The sequence below is a fragment of the Rhodopirellula sp. MGV genome (genome assembly GCF_002251265.1).
In the GTDB taxonomy this organism is placed as follows: domain Bacteria; phylum Planctomycetota; class Planctomycetia; order Pirellulales; family Pirellulaceae; genus Stieleria; species Stieleria baltica_A.
On the sequence record NZ_NPDI01000042.1, the window covers coordinates 146,713 to 166,088 of the forward strand.

The window sequence follows — 19,376 nt, forward strand, 5'->3', positions numbered from 1 at the left end:
TTTGCGTGCTTCTCGCTGAAGCGGTGGAACCCGCGGAACCTTCCCAATTGTTAATTCTTTCGAAAGCTGCCCCCATTGTTGTGTTTGAACAGGGTGCTTTTCGTCTCACTACAAATGCCGTCATAGTGAAAACGGGAAACTGCGGTTATGCTAGCCGCATGAATGCAAAGCAGAAGGAACGCAAACGTCCCCAATCCGAGAGTTTCGATAAGCTCGACCTCTCCCCCGTGATGCGCCGCGCCCTCGAAAAGGCCGGCTTCGAAAAACCATCACCGATCCAAGCCGAGCTGATTCCGCTCGCGCTCGACGGCTACGACGTGATCGGTCAAGCACGGACCGGAACCGGCAAAACCGCCGCGTTTTCCATCCCGATTCTAGAGCAACTCGACTCGCTAGAAGATTGCCGCGATCCTCAGGCGATCATCGTGGTACCCACCCGCGAGCTAGCAGATCAAGTTGGCCGCGAGATCAAGCGACTGGCGGTCGGCGTTCCCACCGAAGTCGTCGTCTTGGCGGGCGGTCGAAACATCCGCCAACAGTTACGGCAACTCGAAAACGGGGCTCAAATAGTCGTCGGGACGCCCGGTCGATTGCACGATCACTTGCAACGTCGTTCGCTGCGTACTAAAGACGTTTGGTGCGTTGTCTTGGATGAAGCGGACCGGATGTTGGACATCGGTTTCCGTCCCCAGATCGAACGAATCCTTCGTCGGTGTCCGCGCGATCGCCAAACACTCCTGCTTTCTGCCACGTTGCCAGATTCGGTTCGACGGTTGGCAGAGTCTTATATGCAGGAGCCCGAGGTCATTGACTGTTGCCAGAACGAGATGTCGGTCGACACCATCGAGCAGCATTACTTCACCGTCGCGCAAGACAAAAAGCTGGACTTGTTGCTCAGACTTCTCGAACGTGAGCAGCCCGAGCAAGCAATCGTGTTTTGCCGTACCCGCCGTGGAACCGACCGACTCTGGCGTGCACTCAGCAAGAAGCATCGGGCATGTGCCGCAATGCACGGCGATATGGCGCAGCGAGAACGTGACCGGACGCTGTCCAGTCTGCGTGAAGGCAGCTTGAAAATCTTGGTCGCGACCGACGTCGTGGGGCGAGGAATCGACATCAGCACGATTTCGCACATCGTCAATTTCGATGTCCCCGAAGACAGCGACGACTACGTCCACCGGGTCGGGCGAACTGGTCGAATGGGACGCGATGGTGTCGCGTTCACGTTTATCGTCCCAGGACAAGGTGACTTCTTGACCGGGATCGAACAGCGCATCAACAAGCTACTGATCCGCGATTCAATCGAAGGGATGGAGCCTGAAAAGAAGGTCGAAGCGGAACCGGAATCCGTAGGCGAAAAGCCAAAGCGAAACCTCAATCCGATGCGACGAAAGGTGACCCGGCGCCGGTAAACACACTGGCCACCATCACTTGGTTTGCACCCGCATCGATTAACCGTTGCAAATCGGAAGCGGTTCGGACCCCACCGCCCGAGACCAGATTGATCTGCGGAAGTTGTTTCCGGATCCGCTGAATCAATTGCAAAGTCAAGTCGGATTGTCCGGTGCCAACGGATCGCAAGTCGAGCGCGACGACGGTTCGTATCTCGCGAAGGATGACGGCATCAATCCAGTGCTGCTCTGTGATATGACTGCAGAGCCACTGGCCATCGGCAAAGTCAAAGCTAACCCCAACGTGGTCGTTTCCGAATCGTTGGGTGAGTGTATCCAACGCTTCGAATCCTTTCGCCGTTTCGGTTGCGACCAGCACGACCGTGTTCGGCAAGTGATCAAAGATCGTTGCCAAGCATTCCAGCTGTTTGTTTTTCGGTGGATCAGTCGCGCCGATGTCGAGCAGCAATCGAGTGCGCTTTGGCAAGATTCGAGCGATGCGTGTCAGCAGATCGGATTGCATCTCGCCGATGCAGATCGCATCCAAATCGGCGATGTAGATTGCGCCGATTGGGTAGTCGCAATACTGTTGTGCATGAAGGACTGCATCGCCAGCGATTGAAACGACGCGGCCATCGGGATGGGCAAAACGCTCTGTCGCGAGATAGCGGTCGCGGTTTCCACTGACCGCATGGACAGACTGCCCTGATTTTAGATCGATGACGCCGACGCTATTCGGCCAGTCCCAGAGTTGTTGCGAACGTGGTGGTTTCGCGGCCGAACCGTCCGCCATCGGTTATTCAGGCAGTGAGAACAGCGATTCAACTTTGACGATCGCATAGTCGTCGGGGAAGGTGTGAACCGCTTGAACCAGCATCGATCGTTGGCGGCATTCGACATTGATATAGCTCAGTGCGCCAAACGACATTCGGCCACTCGAGTCAAAGGTATGCAGCAATCCCTCGACGGGCTGTTTCCCGAGCTGCTGGCCGACCATGAAAAAAAGATCAGGGCTGACCGGCTCCAATTGGAAATGAGTGCGGTACGACACCCCCGATTGGCAAACGAACTTCTCGGTACGACTGCCTTTTAACGGACGTTTGATGAGGCATCGTTTTGTTGGCAGCGGTTGGTGCGCACCGGTTGCGACTTCGCAAATCGTCACGGGGCCGTCGCCAGCACGATTCCACGTGATGACATGCCCACAATTCGTGATGCTGATTTGGGCCTGATACGCCGTCCGTTCGATACGACGTGTCCGATGAACCGTGTACAGTTCCGGGTGCAGCGATCGGCTGAACACGTGAAACGAAAGTTCGGCAACTTTTGGGCGAACCGAGAGCACGATAAATCAATCCGAGGAGAATGGAGCTGGAAACATTCGATGTTAAACGCGCAACGTACAGTCGCAAAGCGCCGAGTGTTTCGTTCCTTTTCCATTGCGAAGTGACACGGCAGGCTCTCGGCAATTGGCCTGGTACATGTCATTATAGGATGCACCAGGATTCGGAAAGAAGAGCGTTTGCGGACTTCATCGGCAAAGAAGCGTTTTTTGTCAAACCGCTCAAAATTCCATTGACAGCAGGGTTCGAGCTCACAAGTTACGCCATGGTCATTGTCATCGATAACTACGATTCCTTCACTTACAACCTCGTTCAGCGACTTGGCGAAATCGACCCCTCGGTCGAACTCCGCGTCTTTCGCAACGATGAGCTCACGGTCGAGGAACTCGAAAATCTGTCCCCCGATCGAATCCTGATTTCGCCGGGACCATGTACGCCGAACGAAGCCGGAATCAGCGTCGATTGCGTCAAGCATTTCGCTGGCAAAGTGCCGCTACTCGGCGTCTGCCTTGGTCACCAGTCGATCGGGCAAGCCTTCGGGGCGACGATCGTTCGTGCCCCGCAATTAATGCACGGCAAGACCGACGAAATTCATCACGACAACGGTGGACTGTTCCAAGGCCTTGCACAGCCATTCACCGCGACACGTTATCACAGCCTGGTGATCGATCCGGCAACCGTGCCGGATTGTCTGGAAGTCGGCGCTTGGACCGACACCGGTGGTACTCGCCAAATCATGTGTGTCCGTCACAAGACACATCAAATCGAAGGCTGGCAGTTTCACCCCGAGAGCTTCTTGACGGAGCCTGGGATCGAGATGCTAACTCGGTTTTTGAAGTGGTAAGGCTTCGCGGTACGATCGAGCGTTTCAATCAATCGGCCACGCTCTTTCTTCTGCTGGTTGCTTTCGATTCGTCATCCATTTTGTTGGCGGACGATACTCGACAAGCAGAGCAAGAGACGCAGCCCATCTCACTCGATCAGTTCCCGCCACCACCAGCTGATCTTGAACAGCTGATACGGCGAGGCAACGTTCGCTTGATTACTGGAGGCGAACCAAAGTCCGAGTTAAGTAACTTGGACGCCAACAGTCAGCTCGCAGGCGAAACGCGTTTCCATTTCAACTATCGCTACCAAAGCAACGCGCGCTGGCGAGTGTTCCGAAACCGGGGGGCCGCAACGTCAAGCAATACAACTGCGGATAATAAGTCCGTCCGTATTGATGTTCGCTTTCACTCAATCAACTTGGAACAAACTCACGAAATTTGGTTGCGACAAGTGCCACCTTCCAATTCCTTTTGGAAGCATCCGGTGGTACGCCACGAGTTCGACCACGTGCAGATTTCGTCCGACGAGCGGATCGAAAATTATTTTCGTGATGGCGTGAAAAGTGCCAGGCGATTTACCGTTCCACTTGCCGAAGTTGCGAACGAGCAGGGGCGTGTTGATGACGCCAAAGTGCGTCAGCAAATCGAACGGAAGTTGCAAGAGCTTCTGCACGAGACAAGTGAGCTTGTACGCGTTCGGTATCTTGAGCTCGATCGTGTGACGCGGCACGGCATCCGTCCGCTACCAAACGATTGGGTGCCGCTGCCCGACGAGAATCCCTAATTCGAGGCTTCGGGGGCAGAAGCACACTTCGGTTCAAGGCGACCGGCGTGTGCCTAACGGAACGAAGGCGGCGTGGGACTGCCGGGATAGACTTTGGCGTTGAGCTGTTCCTCTTGGAAACGCTTCATTCGCTCTTGGAATTCCTCTTCCGTCTCTTCATCGCGTGGCGTGAAGCTTTCCGGCAGATCTTCGGGAGCTTCCTGAGAATCGGGGCGACCGCTATGGTTCGGTGGGATCACTTGGCTGCGCGATGAAGTCTCACCCAGGTTGATCATTTTGTCTTCCAGGTCGCCAACTTTGGCGCCACCGGGGTCGGCTAGACTGCCAACACGTCCCGAGTCACGGTGCAGACGCTTCCACGCGCCACCGTAGGCCGCAAAGGCTGCGTCTTCACGGTCGCAGCACAGTCGGCAGCCGCCGCTGGTGACGATGCAGACGCAGACGAGTAGAACGCTGGTCAAAGCATTCTTCGGTTGGATAGCGGTACGGTGATTCGCGGTAAGCATGGTCGCTTCGGCCGGTCGATTCGCGGTGCGATGACGCTCATTTGTCCCCACGTCAATCGATCGCGAGGCGCAAAAAAAGAACGGTGCCCAAACTTCGGGTCACCGTCTTTATCGGTTATGCCAGCTGTTCGCTTTAGTAAAGCTTTGACGGTTAGGTGATTCTTGCCGCCAAGATCGCGAGAGAGCTCTGCTGCCGTGAAACCCAAATCGCCGGGCACGGCACTGGCCTAGCTCCGAACCGATTTGAATACGTCGCTAAAGTTCTTGGCCATCAGGTTCAACGCTGCCTCGATCCGCGGAGCCGTGCCAAGCTTGTCGCCGACACCGGGAAGTGCCATCACACAAAACAGAACGAGGACAAACCCGCCGTATGCTGCCGCACTGCCAATGGTTTCGTGCTTCTTGACCTGCTGGCCTTTCGTAAACGGCAGACGAAATGCCCATCGTTTTTTCGGTTCATACTCGTGAACCGTTACCACTTGCAGCCTTGGTTCGCCTTCAACCGAAGGCACAAAAACTTGTGGCGTGATCAGTAAGCGACGGTCGTCGTAGTGCAGTTCATACCGCGTTCCCAGTTTGATTTTCTTGACTTGCTTTGGGTCCAGACCCAGTGTGAAACCTCCGCCGCAAGTTTCACGCACAAAAACTTTCAACGATCGTGGACCGACAAACAGAGTGGCCGCAGCGTTGCCCACCACTTTGCAGCGGTAAATCTTTTCTTGGGCAGTGTTCGGAACGACTTTGTACAAGTGCTCGGCCATGACTCGTAAACCTAGGTGCGGCGTCGCACCATGCTTGACGGATGAAAACTGACATTACAACGATGGCGCCGAAGTGATCAGACGGAAAGACGCCAGCGTTTTTTAATCGCAACTGTTGAAAAGTAGCTTTGAAACACCCAGTCGTAGCCTTGTACACCATCCCCTCTTTAGGGTTTTTCTTGTCAAGGTGAATGGAATGGGGGGATTTTGCGGGCTGAAACAGCTTCAGCGAATGAAGGGGTCCTGCGAGGTCGAATGCAGACATAGACCGCGCCGAGTCCGGTTCCTGCCGACCGTTTCTTAACGTCCGGACCTCTTGATGAAACTTTCGATCGCAATCCTGCCGCTGACCGTCTGCGCTGCTCTCGCCACGATGGCATGTTGTGGCGGCGCTGCCGCGCAATCGGTGGTCTTGCCCCTGCCGACAAATCCAGTTCATGCTCCAGCGACGTTCGATCGGCCGGCTTATGGAAAGACACAGCGGCCGGCTTGGTCAGCACCTGCCGATCCGCACCAATGGCGCCTCCCCGCATCCAGCCCGGTTTCGTCCGCCGAAGCGCGCGAGCAACTTCGCCAAGCGTATCGAATCGCACTGTTGAATTCAGCGGCAGAAGGAAAGACTGGCTCGTCCGATGATTCGGGGCTTCTTGACGGCGACGATCTTCTTGGCGGAGATGACTTACTTGGCGGAGATGACTTACTTGGCGGAGATGACTTACTTGGTGGAGATAGTTTGCTCGGCAGTGATAGCCTGCTGGGTGGCGATGATTTACTTGGCGGCGACGACTCGGCCGCGGGTGACCCGCTCAAGTCGTTTCACTCCACACCCGCGCCAATCAATTCCGGCGACGAAAAAACAGACGCAAAGAAAACGCCCGCGGACGGTCCCGATCCTCACGAAGCTGTTTGGACAGAGAACTGTTATCCCTCCGCGGAAACATGCCAGAAATGTCATCCCGCGCAATATGATCAATGGCGTTCCAGCGGTCACGCTTATGCATCCGTATCGCCCATGTTCAATCGTTTTGAACAAGCGATGACGGAATTGACGCGTGGTACCGTTGGAAGTTTTTGTGTTCGCTGTCATTCACCCGTCGCGACGCAGCTCGAATTGCCTCGTACCGACAGTATTCTCGAGTCACCGCCGGTGGTTCGTGAAGGCGTGACATGCATCGCCTGTCACCGCGTCAATGAACATTACTGGCGGAGCAACGGTGATCGTCGTATCGAACCCGGTGACATCCATGCTCCCGTCAATGGCGGACATGGTGGCGCTGGCGTGCGTGCAGCGATCGCAGACGCCAAGGAGTTGAAACTCAAGCCTTCCGCCGATGACAAAGGTCCCGGTCAAGCGATCCACCGCGATGGTCGCTTTTTTGCCCCGCTCACGAAAAGCGATATCTGTGTTTCGTGTCATCAAGTCGCTGTGCATCCGGGGATTTGGCTGGAAGTCGTTCATGCCCAGTACCGCAGTGGCCCCGCTTCAAAGAAAGGAATTAGCTGTCAGGACTGTCACATGGGGGCAGTTCCAGGAAAGCCGCTCGGCTACGAAACCGGATACGCTGCGTACTTGAATGACAAGCCGTATGGCGAACCCCGCAAGCAGTCCAATCATATGTTTTGGGGCCCCGGATATTCGATCGCGCACCCCGGGGTCTTTCCGCACAACCCGAAAGCCAAGCAATACAGCCCGCGAGAATGGGTTGCGTTTGACTATCGTGCCGGCTGGGGGACCGAAGCATTCGAGAAGTCGGTCACCCAAAGCATGTCATTCCCAAAGCCTTGGGATACCACGGATGACCGCCGTGATGCCCGCAAGATCATCGATGACAACTTGCACCGACTGCAAATCAAGCGAGCCGCAGCAATCCAGACGATGGAAGGCGGTACTCAAATCTGCGGACCGTTCTTCGAAATGCAGCCACTCGCCGGACAGGATTTGAACTTCAGCTATCGCGTCGACAATATTAGCGAAGGCCACAACCTTCCAACCGGATCTCTCGGCGCGCAGCCACAACTCTGGTTGAACGTTGCACTCATCGATCCCGACGGGATGCGAGTTTGGGAAAGCGGTTACCTCGACAGCAACGGTGACCTTTGTGACATGCACTCCGTCGATGTGGCGACACATCGTATTCGGCGTGACAAAGACCTTTTTAATTTGCAAACGAAGTTCTTGATCAATAACGTTCGCGGGACGGATCGCGAAGCCGCACTTCCGCTTAACTTTTCACTTGATCAGTTGGTCTTCCTCCGCCCTGGTGCCGTGCCCGTTTCAGTGCTTAACCACCCGCCTCTGATTCGGATGGAGGCGCATAGCATCGCGCCTCTTGATCATCGAACCGCGAGGTACAGCATTCCCGCGTCGGTGATGAACAAGCCGGGGCCTTATCGACTAAGCGTTCGTATGCGAAGCCGCACCGAACCGATGTACTTCATGCGGCAAATCAACAGCACACCCGAGATGATTCATCGAATGATCGAAGGAACCTTGGATCTGCATCCCAGCAGCCATACGTTTTGGGTGAAGTAATGCGTCTATCAGTGTTCAACAACCAGCGATTCGAATCGCGATCATTTTCAGTTTGCTTGGGGGGATTCTCGCAAGCACTGTCAGCGCACAGAGTCCACGAAGATTGCCACGCGTAAGTTCGCCCGACGTCGGTGCTGCTGTGCCGGATGGGCTAGCATCGACGGCGTATGATGATCGTGTTTTTGAAATTGCGATTCGTCAATCGTTGGCCCAGATCGAACTTAGTCATTTAAGTCTTCCAAGTGTATTGCCAGCCCAGTTCGCCGAGCCGAGCGGTTTTCCCCATGGTCAATGGAGTAGTGTGTTTGCAGCTCCCGTTGGTGAAGACGCATCACCGGTTTCGCAAGTCAGCAATAACGATTCTGGGAAACACGACGCCGAAAAGTCGAAGGCCGACCGCTTCGTTAGTCCGCTGATTGATTTGTCGAAGGCCGAGCTCGCAAGTAACCACTGTGACTTTTCCACTGTTTGTCTTCCGACCGGTGGGAACGGGATCGATGCCGCGGAAGAAGCGTTCCCCTATGATTCGAAACGTGACGTTCCAACCCAGCATCCCTGGGTGGAGTGGGGGCGTGTCTGGTATGGCGACGGGATTACCCCAAGAGGCATCGACTTGTTCGGGCCGATGAACTTGGTCCGTCCAAAGTTCTATGTCTATGGTGACTTTCGAACGGCCATCGCCAGTGGTCGAAACGCTGTTGCGAGGACTGACAACTGGGCTAACCGGTTGAACTTGGATATGGACTTGCAAATCACCGATACAGAGCGATTCCATACCTTTATCGGTCCGCTCGACAAGCAAAATCGCTTCACTCGGTGGGAGTTGGTCGACGGCGATTTGCAATACCGCAATGAGATGAACTGGACTCCGGCAACCGGTTTCTTCGAAGGCGATATGGGGTCGATCCTCGGTGCCTTGGCCGGGCAGTCGTCGCCTTTCGAGTTGCCCGTGACTGCCGGGTTAGTACCGCTGCTGTTTCAGAACGGAATCTGGATGGAAGACGCGGTGAGTGGGATGGCATTTTCGCTTCCCGCAAAGCACTCACGGCTCCTGAACTGGTCCAACGTTGACTGGACGTTTTTCGCAGCGTTTGATCAAGTCAACAGTCCCGCGTTCCGTGATAACAACGATGCACAAGTTTATGGAACGGCCGCGTTCATCGAAGCCTACGGAGGCTACATCGAAGCCGGTTACGCCTACTTGAACGTGCGGCACGACGATTCGCTCAGCTACCACAACGCGACCGTCAGTTTTACCCGTCGTTATTTCGATCGAGTGAGCAACAGCATCCGCGTGATCGTAAACACCGGCCAAGACGGCGACCGGCTTTCGCGCACCGCAGACGGCGGTCTGCTGTTGATCGAAAATAGCTTGATCACCGCGACGCCGCTGACGTTCGTTCCCTATGCCAACGTCTTTTATGGTTGGGGGCGGCCGCAATCCGTTGCCCGCGCGGCAACATCGGGCGGCGTCCTTCGCAATACAGGGATCAACTTTGATACCGATGGCGTCAACGGATTTGCGACGCTTGATACTTCCGCCGCCGACACGCTAGGCGGTTCGATCGGCGTCGATTTGATCGGTGAAAGCTTGGACCGTCAATTGTTGCTGGAGTTCAGCTATTTGACGCCGCATGCCGACCGAGCGATTGCCAAAGGTGATCAGTACGCGGTCGGTGCTCGGTATCAGTTTCCAGTAACCAATGCCACGCTGCTGCGATTTGACGTCATGCATGGCTGGCGAGAAAACGATCGTGATGTCTATGGCACGCGAATGGAATATCGTTGGAAGTTCTGATCGCGACTAAGCCGCGACCACGTCCAAGATGCGACGCATTTCGGCGACGGCGTCGCGCATCCCGACCATCAGCGCCCTGCTGACGATCGAGTGTCCGATGTTCAATTCGATCATGCCTTCGATTAAAGCGACCGGACGCACGTTGGTGTAATTCAGGCCATGGCCGGCGTGCAAACGCATGCCTTCTGCACATGCGACTTCGCCGGCGCGGCGCAAGCGATCCAATTCCACATCGAATGCTTCTCGCTTGGCCAGCGCATAGGGACCGGTATGAAGTTCGACGGCATCAACGCCAAGTTTTGCTGCCGCGGCAACTTGGTTGACATCGGGATCAATGAACAGACTGGTTAAGATCCCGGCTGCTTTCAATTGATCGACGGCAGCCGCGATTCGCCCGTCGTCACCAAGGACGTTGAGCCCACCTTCGGTGGTCACTTCTTCGCGGCTTTCCGGGACGAGCAATGCCCAGTCCGGTTTGACGCGAACGGCGATGGAAAGGACGTCTGCGGCGCAGGCGAGTTCGAAATTGGTTTTGACCGTGACCGTTTGGACCAGCAACTCCACGTCACGGTCTTGGATATGACGACGGTCTTCGCGGAGGTGAAACGTGATTCCGTCGGCACCACCCTGTTCGGCGAGCGCGGCGGCGATGACCGGATCGGGTTCATAGGTGCGTCGCGCCTGACGTACGGTCGCGACGTGATCAATATTGACGCCTAGTTCAATCATGGACCGCCTGAGAATTGGGGGCGTATTGCCGATGGATAATTTGCCAAGGAGGGGGAGGGATCGCTTCCCCTCAAAGAATCAGAGCAACCAATCCTGCCGGTTCGGTCGCTTTTGAAGGCGACCATTTAATACGCCCAGCCGCGACTCGTCTACTCGGGATCGGACTCATCCGATCGATAGTAGGTTCGCAGTGATTTTGGCAAAGGATCAATCGCCAATTGGTCGGTGATTGCCCCGTCGGTCTTGGCGATTCGCAGGACCGTGACGATGTCGGCGTAATCTCCGCCAACGGCGGCGATCCCTTCGAGCAGGCCAGGGACTGTCGCGTCGCACAATTGTCGTCGGTCTTGTTTGCCAACTTGGAATCGGCTGACACGCAGTTGAGCGGGGTTGGCCGGGTTCTGTTTAATGATCAGCCCAAGCGGGCCCATAATCGCACCATCGATCGTGACGGGGCCGCTGTTGCCAAAGACGACGATTTCAGGAGTATCGCGAGTCGAAACGGCAATTGCCGGACCAGCGGTCGACGCAACTTGGTAGAGCATGCAACGTTTCCCGATCGGCTTGGCGGACATGATTCCGCCTGATTCTCGGCGTTTGCGCAGGACCGTGAACGCGCCATAGCGCGATTCAATACTCTCTTGTTCGAAGAGCGGTTTAAGGGCGTCAACGACACCCGGGTGCTCTAAGCCTTCGAGTGCTTGAAAAGCCGGGTGACGGAAAGCGGCATCGCTTTCGATGACCGCGACCAGCGGTTCGAGTGCTTCGTAGCGATCGAGGTACGCGAGCGCTTCGGCGGCATAGAATGAAAGTTCGGGATTCGTGCTTTTGGTGCCGGCAATCAGAGTTGGGATCGCGCTTTCACCAATCGCTTCCAATTGAAGAGCCGCATCGGCAGCCTTGGCTGGGTTGTTCAATTCGCTAGCCAAGCGACGCAGACGTTCCTGTTGTGCCGAGGCACTGGTGTCGATCACAAGGGCCCTTAGTACCGAGACGTAGCGTCCCAGTGAATCTTCGTAACGCGGGTGCACTTCGACTTCGATATAGTCGTCCTCGACTGGTTTGGCTACACCGCGGCGCGTCGTGCCATCGAAGAAAAAGAACCGCCGGTTGATGGCCGCGGCAATCTTGGTGGCAACTTTGACGTGTTGATATTCGGGCCGGATGACAAATCCCATCTGGCGGCTTTCCTGAACCGTCCCTCCGCCGAGGATGAATCCTTGGGTTGCCAACCGCGGGTCATCACCAGATTCGTAGGCCGAGCGGGGAAGGACTGCGCCGGTCCCCATTCCCATGAGGTCACCTTGGCGGACGCGACCGCCAAGGATTTTTTGTTGTCGGAGTCGTGTCTCAAGCAGCCATCCGCCGTGCAAGGTATCCGCATTGGCATCTAAGGGTGATTCGACGACGAGGTCGATCGGGTCGCCGCGTTTGGCTCCTGGCGGGATGGTCCCCATGACGCGGACAAGCGCGTTGTCCGTTTGTTCAAGGATTTTGAAAGCGTCTTTGATGTTATTTCGACGCATCTCGTCGACGAGTTGATCGCGATAGGGCGACGGGTCTGCGGGGCCGCCGGTTCCGGCGAGAGAGTTGACGAGTCCGACACCCGAGACACGAATCGGGGAGAGGCCGCGAGGCGCGGCGGCTTCCCGGATGAATTCGGGCGGTGTAGGCACGTCCAGCAGATTCGTGAGTTTCTTTTCTTCGCCTTCGTTCTTTCCTTTGAACAGGCTGCACCCACCGATCACCGCAAGAGCGACCGAGCAAGCGAAGATGCTAGCGAATCGGCGTGATGAGAATAGGTGGTGTGTGCGTGGTTGCATCATGCGAGCCAAGCTGAATTGGAGAGCGCGTCGTTCGGGATCCTGACGTTGGGCGTATATCAAGCGAAGGGCATCGCAAGCAACATCACTTCGGGTTGCCAGCATTTCACCAATCGGCTCTCTCCCAAATCGACGGGGCCAGACCCCGACAGTGTGTGGCGATCGCAATGCTTTCATTTTCAATCTTGGCGGGGCCAGACCCCGTCATTCAGTCCGGATCGCAATGCTTGCATCTAGTCTGCTGGCAGGGACAGACCCGGCTGCTTTCTGGTGGCGGGGCCAGACCCTGCCAAAGCAGACCCTGCCAAAACTTGACGGGGACAGACCCGGCGGTTGTGGAGAGTCTGATTTGCTAGCGGGCGAGTTTTACTTGCCCTGGAGAATGGGCGTGATCGCTGGTGGCTTGATTGCTGTCGGGGTCTGTCCCCGGCGTTGGGGACAACTTGGTAGTTGCAGGCCGGCAGCCTGAAATGGAAATGCTTGCAACTTCGAGATCGCGATTTGAATGCAATGCGACGTTGAATGGTGGGGGCCGAGTTTGCACGGGAATGGAGTCAGTTCTGCTTGAGAACCAGCGTGATCTTCGTCGCCGAGCAGTGGCTAATCCGCGGGTTTAGTCACCCAAAATAATTTTCCGGATCGCAGCTTTTTTGAAAGCAATTTGAAGTGGACACCTTGGCCATGCACTCAAGTGCGGTGCATGAAAAGCGTGCAGCCTTGCGTTCACCACCCAGGTTGCGGCCTGCTTAAATCGCGAGCATCTTCTCTTTGCTTGCGTAAGTCCTTTTGAAAGCATCGTTTAGCGAGCAGCGTTTGACGCCCTTCGAAGATCGGCACATCCAAACACGTGAGCGACCGCTGACGCGATCACGCTCCCACGAAACGAAATAGCTTGCAAAGGAATCTGGCCATGACCGATTTGAACCCGAAGGAATTCAACCCTCTCGTAGCACCCGAGGACACTTCCGGCGGTAGTCAACTGCGTTATGCCAGCGATCCCGATCCCGATAAGGAAGCTGACCTTCCTACGATTGAATTGCCAGCAACAGAGTATTCCGGCAGCTACGAAGACCGTTGCAAGCAAACCCTTTTCTTGGCCGAAGAGGCATTCGCCAAGACTGGAAGTTGGGTGCTCTTCTACCGCGTCGTGATGGGAACCAAGGGCGTCGTTCAGAAGATGTTCTCGGATCCGGAAGAATACAAGCAATTCATTGTCAGCGAGCACTACGCAACTTTGCAGGAGATGCTAGCTGCCATTCGGAGCCAGGATCAATCGAAGGCTGATTCTGCCGAACCAGAACGGATGATCACAATCCGGATCCCTCGTTCGCTCCACGAGTCGCTGCAGGTTGAAGCTAAGAACGCTGGTCTGAGTATCAATAAGCTATCAATCAGCAAACTTCTGCTACCAGTGAACCCACGATTCATTCCGGAGCAGCAAGGTCGACGTCGCGGTCGCAAGCCAGGCCCGCAGGGTAGCCGCAGCAAGATTGGGAATCGAACGGACGCACCGGCGCCCTCGCAGTCCGAGCCAAGCAATCGGATCAACTTCCAGCAGAAGGAAAATGTTCGCGAGCACTCGCACCCCGCCCATCACTGGGGAAGCAACAACCCACAGGCATAGCCGTACGAAGTCGGTGTTCAGCAATCGGTAAGCTGAGCGGCGATCAAGCAAGCCGCTGTTTCGATGCGATAGATGCGTGGTCCTAATCCGACCACGCCAAATCCGTTCTGTTGTGCCTCAGCGACCTCTGAATCTGTCAGGCCGCCTTCTGGGCCGATCACGAAAATGACGGGCGTTCTTTTGCTAGCGGTGGTGGACTCATCGACCAGCTGCGACGCCCGCTCTCGCAGGCTTTCTGCGCCAGGATGCGCGACACACTTGGCGACCTCCATACTTCCGGCGGTCTTCAGCCAATCCGCGAACGATCGCGCCTCGTCGATTTCCATTAGCATGTTGCGAGTGCTTTGCTTGCAAGACTCGATTACCACACGCCGCAACTTTTCCAGCTGACTTGAACTTGGTGGTCGTTGGCTTCGGTCGCAGATCAGCGGGACGATCGCGTGAACACCGAGCTCCGCAAGCCGTTCGATCAGTTCCTTCGCGCGATCGCCTTTTGGTAGGGCAATCGCTAGCGTCAGTTGGATCGCGGGTTCGCGATTGATTGCGACAGAAGGCTCCGCCGTGACAAGGCAGCTTCGCTTGTCGATTGCGGTGACCGCGGCGGTTGCTTGGTGGCCCGACCCATCAAAAAGTTCGATTGAGTCACCGGTCTGTAGACGCATGACACGAGCAGCGTGTCGAGCTTCGTCTTCGCAAAGCGGAAAGGTACCGCCACCGGATGGTAGATCGGAAACAAAATATCGCCGAGTCACAAGCAACTTCCTTTTCAGAGACGATTCGCAAGTCGCCATCGGCGCAGCGTGCGATTGAACAGCGCTGCGCATTTCAGTTTCCGCATCAAGGGAGTTTGGCCACCAAATCACTTTCTGAGCGAGTCTGGGGCCTGGCGCAGCTGCGGTAGCGTAGCGGCCGGTACCGCAAATCGGTAGATCGCATCGGAGGTGCGAATGTTCCGGGACTCGATTGCGGTCGTAGCCGGTATGTGCGTCTCGTCTTAGAGATCACTGATTTCGATCTCGATCAGCTCGGGCTCGCCGATCAACGTTCCGGGCGCATGGTGTCTGGAAGTCCAATTCTTGTGATTGGGGTAGGCATCTTTGTGAATCATTTCGTTGCTTAGCTGTGCGAACGGATTGTCGGACGGCTTGATTTGGGCTCGTTGTTCGGCTTGGACCGCCTCAATCCCGAAGGGGACCGGATCGGTCGGCGCGTGTCGGACTTCGTTGGAGAGATAGCGTTGGACGCAATGTTCGCGTTGGCTGCCGACACAGTGGTCTCCGACGATTTGCGGCGTGATGAATACCAACAATTCACTTTCGCGTGTGCTTGCCGATCGATGTTGGAAGAGCCTTCCGATCACCGGAAGCGTCCCAACGATCGGCACGGCGGTTTGTTCAGAGATTCGTGTCCTTTGGCGAAGGCCGCCTAGAACGATCGTCTGGTTGTTCGCGACACGAACGGTGGTGTTGGTTTCGCGACGATCGATGATTGGCGCGTTGTCTGTTTCACTAAAACCGGTGAGTAGGCTGAATCGCGGATTAACGACCATCGCGATCGTGCCGTCGTCGGCAATGTGCGGGACGACGTTCAGTGTTACGCCAGCCTCGCGAAATTCGGTCGTGCCAATGGTCCCCCCATCAATGCCTTGGGTGAGTTGTTGGTAGGGGACTTCGGTGACGATTTCGATTTCGGCCGTTTCATGATTCATCACGACGACGTTAGGGTCAGCCAATAGGCGACTGTCACCGGCCGTGCGGAGGGCCTGGACAACACTTTGCAGGTCGAATCTGTCGTTCAGGCTGGTGATGGTCAGCAACCCGTTGGTTCCAGAACCGACCGTTGATGTCACCGTGTTCAGGACCGCCGAATGGGCAGCGGTTCCGGTGGTCGCATCAATCGCTGTGCCCGCAACCGAACTGTTCCAGTTGATGCCGAGGCGATCTAGATCGTCAGTGCTGCAATCATAGATCATCGCCCAAATCCGCACCTGTGCGCGAGGCTGGTCAAGTTGTTCAACCGCGGCGGAGATCTGTTCTAGGTTGGCCAACTGGTCTGAAACGACCAATTTGTTTTCTAGCTCGATAGGGGCAAGCCGTCCTGTCGGGCTAAGAAGCGTTTTTGCCGCTTCGGCTAGTGTCGCCGGATCAACATATTGCGTCCGGAAGACGCGTACGGTCGGCGGCGGCGTGACCAACGCGCTATTTCCGTTAAGCCCCGTCGACGCGTTTTGATTGCGGCCGACCGTTCGATCATTGAATTGTTTTGCCGCCTGTTCGAGTGCATCGAGATGCGAGCGGACTTGTTGCAGTCGCTGTGGGTAATCGATTAGCACCAACGAGTTGCTTGCTGCGATCGCGTGCGCACGTCCTTCGGGGGACAGCAGTGATTGCACTGAGGGAAGCAGGTCTTCGACTTGGTTCTCGATCAAAGAGACGATTTCCGTTTTGAATAACGGAAGTTGGTCGCCCAAATGATCCAACGGCACAACAGACAAACTTGTTCCGACGACGCGGTAACCATATCCGCGTGTGGTCAACAACGAATCAAGAATATCGCTCACCGAAGTGTCGACAAATGAAGCGTTGACGGTTCCGACAACTTCGTTGCCAGCGACGATGTTGACACCACAGACATCTCGGAGCGTAAACAGTGCATCCAAGAGTGTTGAATCGCGTAGCGTCAGGTCGTACTTTGCAGCAAGTTTGTCACGTAGCGCGCTGGGTATTTCAGGCTGCGAATCAGTGACACCTTGAGCGAGCAGCAAGTCGCCTGTGTGAGGTGCAGTTGCCATGATCATCGCAGTGATGATCGCACCGCATCGCAACCCGATCTGTGACAGGCGGATGACGTTTCGCAACCCCATTTTTTCCACTGGTAAGTCCGGTTCTCCGTAACGCACGCGAGGATGATCGCGTTGTCGTCCTGATTCGCTGTATCTCCATTTACATGCGAGAATCGTTTGCGGGAACCAATCCCAAGAGCGAAATCTCGATGTCGAGCGACAAATGTCCGTGATTACCCTCGCGCTGAACCGTCAAATTTGTCGGAACCGCAAATTCTGCGATTGAGTTAAGTCGGATGATCAGCTTTGTGAGGTTCGTCAGCGGTCCTGTCGCGGACAAATTGAGTAATCGTGTTTCGAGATTAAAGTCGGACTCAATTCCTTCTTCTATCTCTGCATTTGAACCCAGTCCTTGGCTGGGGACCCACGGAGTTTGTCGTGGGTCGGAAAGAGTCAATCGCTTGAGCTGGCATTGCAGATCAAACGTGATTTCTGTCACAGATTCGCGAAACTGTTCGGCGCGATCTTGGTCAAAAAACAGGTTCTGTTGGCCGTCCTGCGTGCCAAGTTGCGCCAAGCGACTTTGCATGGCGGCGACATTGTTTGATGCCAATGTTGCTTCATAGAGTTCCGTGGACAGGCTTCGCACTTCACTCTGTCGATCGCCATAGTGGTCCCAGCAGGGGAGGGTGACAAACAGCAATAGGAACAGCGTGATTCCCCAAACAACCCAACGTCGTTTGGGATGATCGAGTGAGCGTCGAACCAGTTGGTCAACCATCGGATTCGGCCTCGAAAGAGAACTCGTTCAGGGCTGCGGGCACCACATTATGGCTAAGCCGATGGTCTAGAGTTTCGGTGGACCGATCCGTTTTTGCCTTGGCGATGTTTTGCAGTTCAGTCGGCTTGGCGAGTTCGGCTGATACTTCGAAGCGGACCTCTGTTGTGGAAATGCCACGGTGCGCTGATGTCGATTGCAATGCAACACGTGTTAGCAGCGGGCAGCTTCTCAGTCGACGTAGGTACTCGAAAACTCCATCATCGCTGCGACTGATTCCCACAACCATGACGGAATTGTCTGTGTGAAACTGAATCGATTCGAGCCAAACGCGGTTGGGAAGATCATTTCCGATTGCCCAGATCGTTTCGGCCCAACGGGGTTTGTGGACTGATTCGCTCAACTGCCGGACTTCATTGGCGTATTCGATGCGTGACGTCAATGTCGCGCGTAGCTCTTCACTGGCATCGACTTCATCAAGATAGGAATCGATCTGAAGACTGATCTGTTCGATTCGCGATGACAGACGCAGATCGAGCGCGAGCAGGGCAAAAGTTACAACCGCTGCGGCAATGATTGGCCAGGTACTCGTTAGCAATTTGGCCCAAGGCAGTTTGTGATCGGATCGCAACGTCGCGACCAAGTTGTTGCTTTCGTTGGCGTTGGATGCTTCGATCTGTGAACGGACCAATCCGATCGCTGCGATGACACTTGAATCGGGTGTCAGATCGCTGTCGACAGACAGTTTTTCGCAAAGGTCGTCGAAAGGAAACGGCGATCGGTCGGCAGCGTCGTTAGTTTCCGAAATGCTCGCGACGTAAACGGTTTGCAAGTCCGACGGCGCTTCGGGGACTTGGGATTGGACATATCGTCGCAAGCATTTTAGGTGGCGCTGAATCACTTCGCCTTGTTCGATCGATTTGTCTAAAAGCGCGGGGCGGTAGTCCAGCAACAATCGACCTTTGTATGAAATGCCAAGGTCCATCCGGCCCAGGTCATCGATTACCAACAGCACCGGTTCGTTGTCGTCGCGACCGCAGGTATGCAAAACTCGGCACAACACCACCATCGTGTGTTCCAGGTTTGCCAACCGCAGCCCGGTACTGCGTGTTGCGGCGGAGATCGCTTCGACGACATCACGCATTGCAACCGTAACCCAGACACGCTTCCGTTTTGCGTCGATTCGCTGCGTGTATTCGGTGCGAACTTTTTCTCCAAGGCCCATGCCGATATATCGTTCGGTCCGGGCCGCCAATTCGGTCAGTTCGTTATCGACGTGTTGGTCGGTACCCGAGAGGACACGGGTGACGCAGGCATGTCCGCCGATTGCGCAATAGACAGCTTGTCCCGCTAGGCCATGACGCTGCACCAGTTCGCTGAGATGGGTTTGCAGCGTGCCATCGTTCCAGTCACCGCGGGCGGGACCACTGTCGGCGGGAAAGCTAACGCGGTCGAGTACCAATCGGTCTTGCGACTCAGCGGTTCCGTCCGAAATCGCTTTTTCACTATAGGCGAGTGCGATGCCGGCGGGCGAAATTTCCAACCCAACGGTCCGCTTCGTTCGCTTTCGCCGATCAAATCGGCGGCCGTGACGCATTCCAAATCCGTCACCCGAACGAGGCCCGCTACGTCGTTCAACGATGGCTCGATCTTGGCCTATCGCAGTCAATAAATCTTTGGGAGGTCGAAGTGCCATT

The 19,376-nt window shown here is 55.6% G+C and carries 16 protein-coding genes; 6 read left to right on the forward strand and 10 right to left on the reverse strand.

Annotation, left to right across the window (positions count from 1 at the left end; genetic code table 11):
* Positions 1-158 precede the first annotated feature (158 nt).
* Positions 159-1,412, forward strand: coding sequence for a DEAD/DEAH box helicase (locus tag CGZ80_RS15290; RefSeq protein ID WP_094416039.1), 1,254 nt, complete (start codon positions 159-161; stop codon positions 1,410-1,412).
* Here the strand turns inward: CGZ80_RS15290 and CGZ80_RS15295 are convergent.
* Together CGZ80_RS15295 and CGZ80_RS15300 are read right to left on the reverse strand one after the other, a co-directional pair.
* Entirely contained in the window at positions 1,375-2,184 is an 810-nt protein-coding gene (locus CGZ80_RS15295) for a HisA/HisF-related TIM barrel protein (protein ID WP_094415913.1), read from the reverse strand. The two genes, CGZ80_RS15290 and CGZ80_RS15295, sit on opposite strands and share 38 nt — an antisense overlap.
* A gap of 3 nt (positions 2,185-2,187) precedes the next feature.
* Positions 2,188-2,736, reverse strand: a complete 549-nt coding sequence (locus CGZ80_RS15300) for a DUF2617 family protein (RefSeq protein ID WP_094415915.1) — start codon at positions 2,734-2,736, stop codon at positions 2,188-2,190.
* 263 nt (positions 2,737-2,999) lie between these two features.
* On the opposite strand from CGZ80_RS15300, the gene CGZ80_RS15305 reads away from it, so the two are divergent.
* Positions 3,000-3,578 (forward strand): anthranilate synthase component II, encoded by a 579-nt coding sequence (locus tag CGZ80_RS15305; protein ID WP_094416041.1) that lies wholly within the window; start codon positions 3,000-3,002, stop codon positions 3,576-3,578.
* Positions 3,572-4,345 (forward strand): hypothetical protein, encoded by a 774-nt coding sequence (locus CGZ80_RS15310; RefSeq protein WP_094415917.1) that lies wholly within the window; start codon positions 3,572-3,574, stop codon positions 4,343-4,345. The genes CGZ80_RS15305 and CGZ80_RS15310 overlap by 7 nt, the downstream gene beginning before the upstream one ends.
* A 53-nt stretch (positions 4,346-4,398) precedes the next feature.
* Here CGZ80_RS15310 and CGZ80_RS15315 read toward each other — a convergent pair whose 3' ends face one another.
* Positions 4,399-4,851 carry a hypothetical protein gene (locus tag CGZ80_RS15315; protein WP_143543950.1) on the reverse strand — a complete coding sequence of 151 codons (453 nt, stop codon included), beginning with the start codon at positions 4,849-4,851 and terminating at the stop codon, positions 4,399-4,401.
* Between the two features lie 227 nt (positions 4,852-5,078).
* Positions 5,079-5,612 (reverse strand): hypothetical protein, encoded by a 534-nt coding sequence (locus CGZ80_RS15320; protein ID WP_094415921.1) that lies wholly within the window; start codon positions 5,610-5,612, stop codon positions 5,079-5,081.
* 319 nt (positions 5,613-5,931) lie between these two features.
* On the opposite strand from CGZ80_RS15320, the gene CGZ80_RS15325 reads away from it, so the two are divergent.
* Both CGZ80_RS15325 and CGZ80_RS15330 read left to right on the forward strand, forming a co-directional pair.
* Positions 5,932-8,145 carry a multiheme c-type cytochrome gene (locus CGZ80_RS15325; protein WP_233148435.1) on the forward strand — a complete coding sequence of 738 codons (2,214 nt, stop codon included), beginning with the start codon at positions 5,932-5,934 and terminating at the stop codon, positions 8,143-8,145.
* Between the two features lie 103 nt (positions 8,146-8,248).
* Positions 8,249-9,943: a hypothetical protein gene (locus CGZ80_RS15330; RefSeq protein WP_143543951.1), complete on the forward strand. Its 1,695-nt coding sequence runs from the start codon at positions 8,249-8,251 to the stop codon at positions 9,941-9,943.
* Positions 9,944-9,949: 6 nt separating this feature from the next.
* Here the strand turns inward: CGZ80_RS15330 and CGZ80_RS15335 are convergent, their stop codons facing one another.
* Together CGZ80_RS15335 and CGZ80_RS15340 are read right to left on the reverse strand one after the other, a co-directional pair.
* Complete coding sequence (locus CGZ80_RS15335) at positions 9,950-10,672, reverse strand: pyridoxine 5'-phosphate synthase (protein ID WP_094415925.1); 723 nt, start codon at positions 10,670-10,672, stop codon at positions 9,950-9,952.
* Positions 10,673-10,821: 149 nt separating this feature from the next.
* Entirely contained in the window at positions 10,822-12,600 is a 1,779-nt protein-coding gene (locus CGZ80_RS15340; protein ID WP_233148436.1) for a flagellar basal body P-ring protein FlgI, read from the reverse strand.
* A gap of 805 nt (positions 12,601-13,405) precedes the next feature.
* Between CGZ80_RS15340 and CGZ80_RS15345 the strand changes: the two genes are divergently transcribed.
* Positions 13,406-14,119 (forward strand): toxin-antitoxin system HicB family antitoxin, encoded by a 714-nt coding sequence (locus tag CGZ80_RS15345; RefSeq protein WP_094415927.1) that lies wholly within the window; start codon positions 13,406-13,408, stop codon positions 14,117-14,119.
* A gap of 17 nt (positions 14,120-14,136) precedes the next feature.
* Here CGZ80_RS15345 and CGZ80_RS15350 read toward each other — a convergent pair whose 3' ends face one another.
* From CGZ80_RS15350 to CGZ80_RS15365, 4 genes are all read right to left on the reverse strand, one after another.
* On the reverse strand, positions 14,137-14,871 hold the full coding sequence (locus CGZ80_RS15350; RefSeq protein WP_233148437.1) for an RsmE family RNA methyltransferase: 735 nt from the start codon (positions 14,869-14,871) through the stop codon (positions 14,137-14,139).
* A gap of 242 nt (positions 14,872-15,113) precedes the next feature.
* Positions 15,114-17,018: a type II secretion system protein GspD gene (locus CGZ80_RS15355; RefSeq protein WP_094415929.1), complete on the reverse strand. Its 1,905-nt coding sequence runs from the start codon at positions 17,016-17,018 to the stop codon at positions 15,114-15,116.
* A gap of 43 nt (positions 17,019-17,061) precedes the next feature.
* Positions 17,062-17,682 carry a hypothetical protein gene (locus tag CGZ80_RS15360; protein WP_094415932.1) on the reverse strand — a complete coding sequence of 207 codons (621 nt, stop codon included), beginning with the start codon at positions 17,680-17,682 and terminating at the stop codon, positions 17,062-17,064.
* Positions 17,675-19,375 (reverse strand): PilN domain-containing protein, encoded by a 1,701-nt coding sequence (locus CGZ80_RS15365; RefSeq protein ID WP_094415934.1) that lies wholly within the window; start codon positions 19,373-19,375, stop codon positions 17,675-17,677. Before CGZ80_RS15365 ends, CGZ80_RS15360 begins: the two co-directional genes overlap by 8 nt.
* Between the last annotated feature and the right edge of the window lies 1 nt (position 19,376).

Excerpts from the sequence above, each read along its gene's own strand:
- CGZ80_RS15335 (WP_094415925.1), bottom strand. The coding sequence starts at position 10,672 with ATGATTGAACTAGGCGTCAATATTGATCACGTCGCGACCGTACGTCAG.
- CGZ80_RS15315 (WP_143543950.1), bottom strand. The coding sequence starts at position 4,851 with ATGCTTACCGCGAATCACCGTACCGCTATCCAACCGAAGAATGCTTTG.
- CGZ80_RS15290 (WP_094416039.1), top strand. The coding sequence starts at position 159 with ATGAATGCAAAGCAGAAGGAACGCAAACGTCCCCAATCCGAGAGTTTC.
- CGZ80_RS15360 (WP_094415932.1), bottom strand. The coding sequence starts at position 17,682 with ATGGTTGACCAACTGGTTCGACGCTCACTCGATCATCCCAAACGACGT.
- CGZ80_RS15295 (WP_094415913.1), bottom strand. The coding sequence starts at position 2,184 with ATGGCGGACGGTTCGGCCGCGAAACCACCACGTTCGCAACAACTCTGG.
- CGZ80_RS15305 (WP_094416041.1), top strand. The coding sequence starts at position 3,000 with ATGGTCATTGTCATCGATAACTACGATTCCTTCACTTACAACCTCGTT.
- CGZ80_RS15345 (WP_094415927.1), top strand. The coding sequence starts at position 13,406 with ATGACCGATTTGAACCCGAAGGAATTCAACCCTCTCGTAGCACCCGAG.
- CGZ80_RS15365 (WP_094415934.1), bottom strand. The coding sequence starts at position 19,375 with ATGGCACTTCGACCTCCCAAAGATTTATTGACTGCGATAGGCCAAGAT.
- CGZ80_RS15340 (WP_233148436.1), bottom strand. The coding sequence starts at position 12,600 with ATGCTGGCAACCCGAAGTGATGTTGCTTGCGATGCCCTTCGCTTGATA.
- CGZ80_RS15325 (WP_233148435.1), top strand. The coding sequence starts at position 5,932 with ATGAAACTTTCGATCGCAATCCTGCCGCTGACCGTCTGCGCTGCTCTC.
- CGZ80_RS15320 (WP_094415921.1), bottom strand. The coding sequence starts at position 5,612 with ATGGCCGAGCACTTGTACAAAGTCGTTCCGAACACTGCCCAAGAAAAG.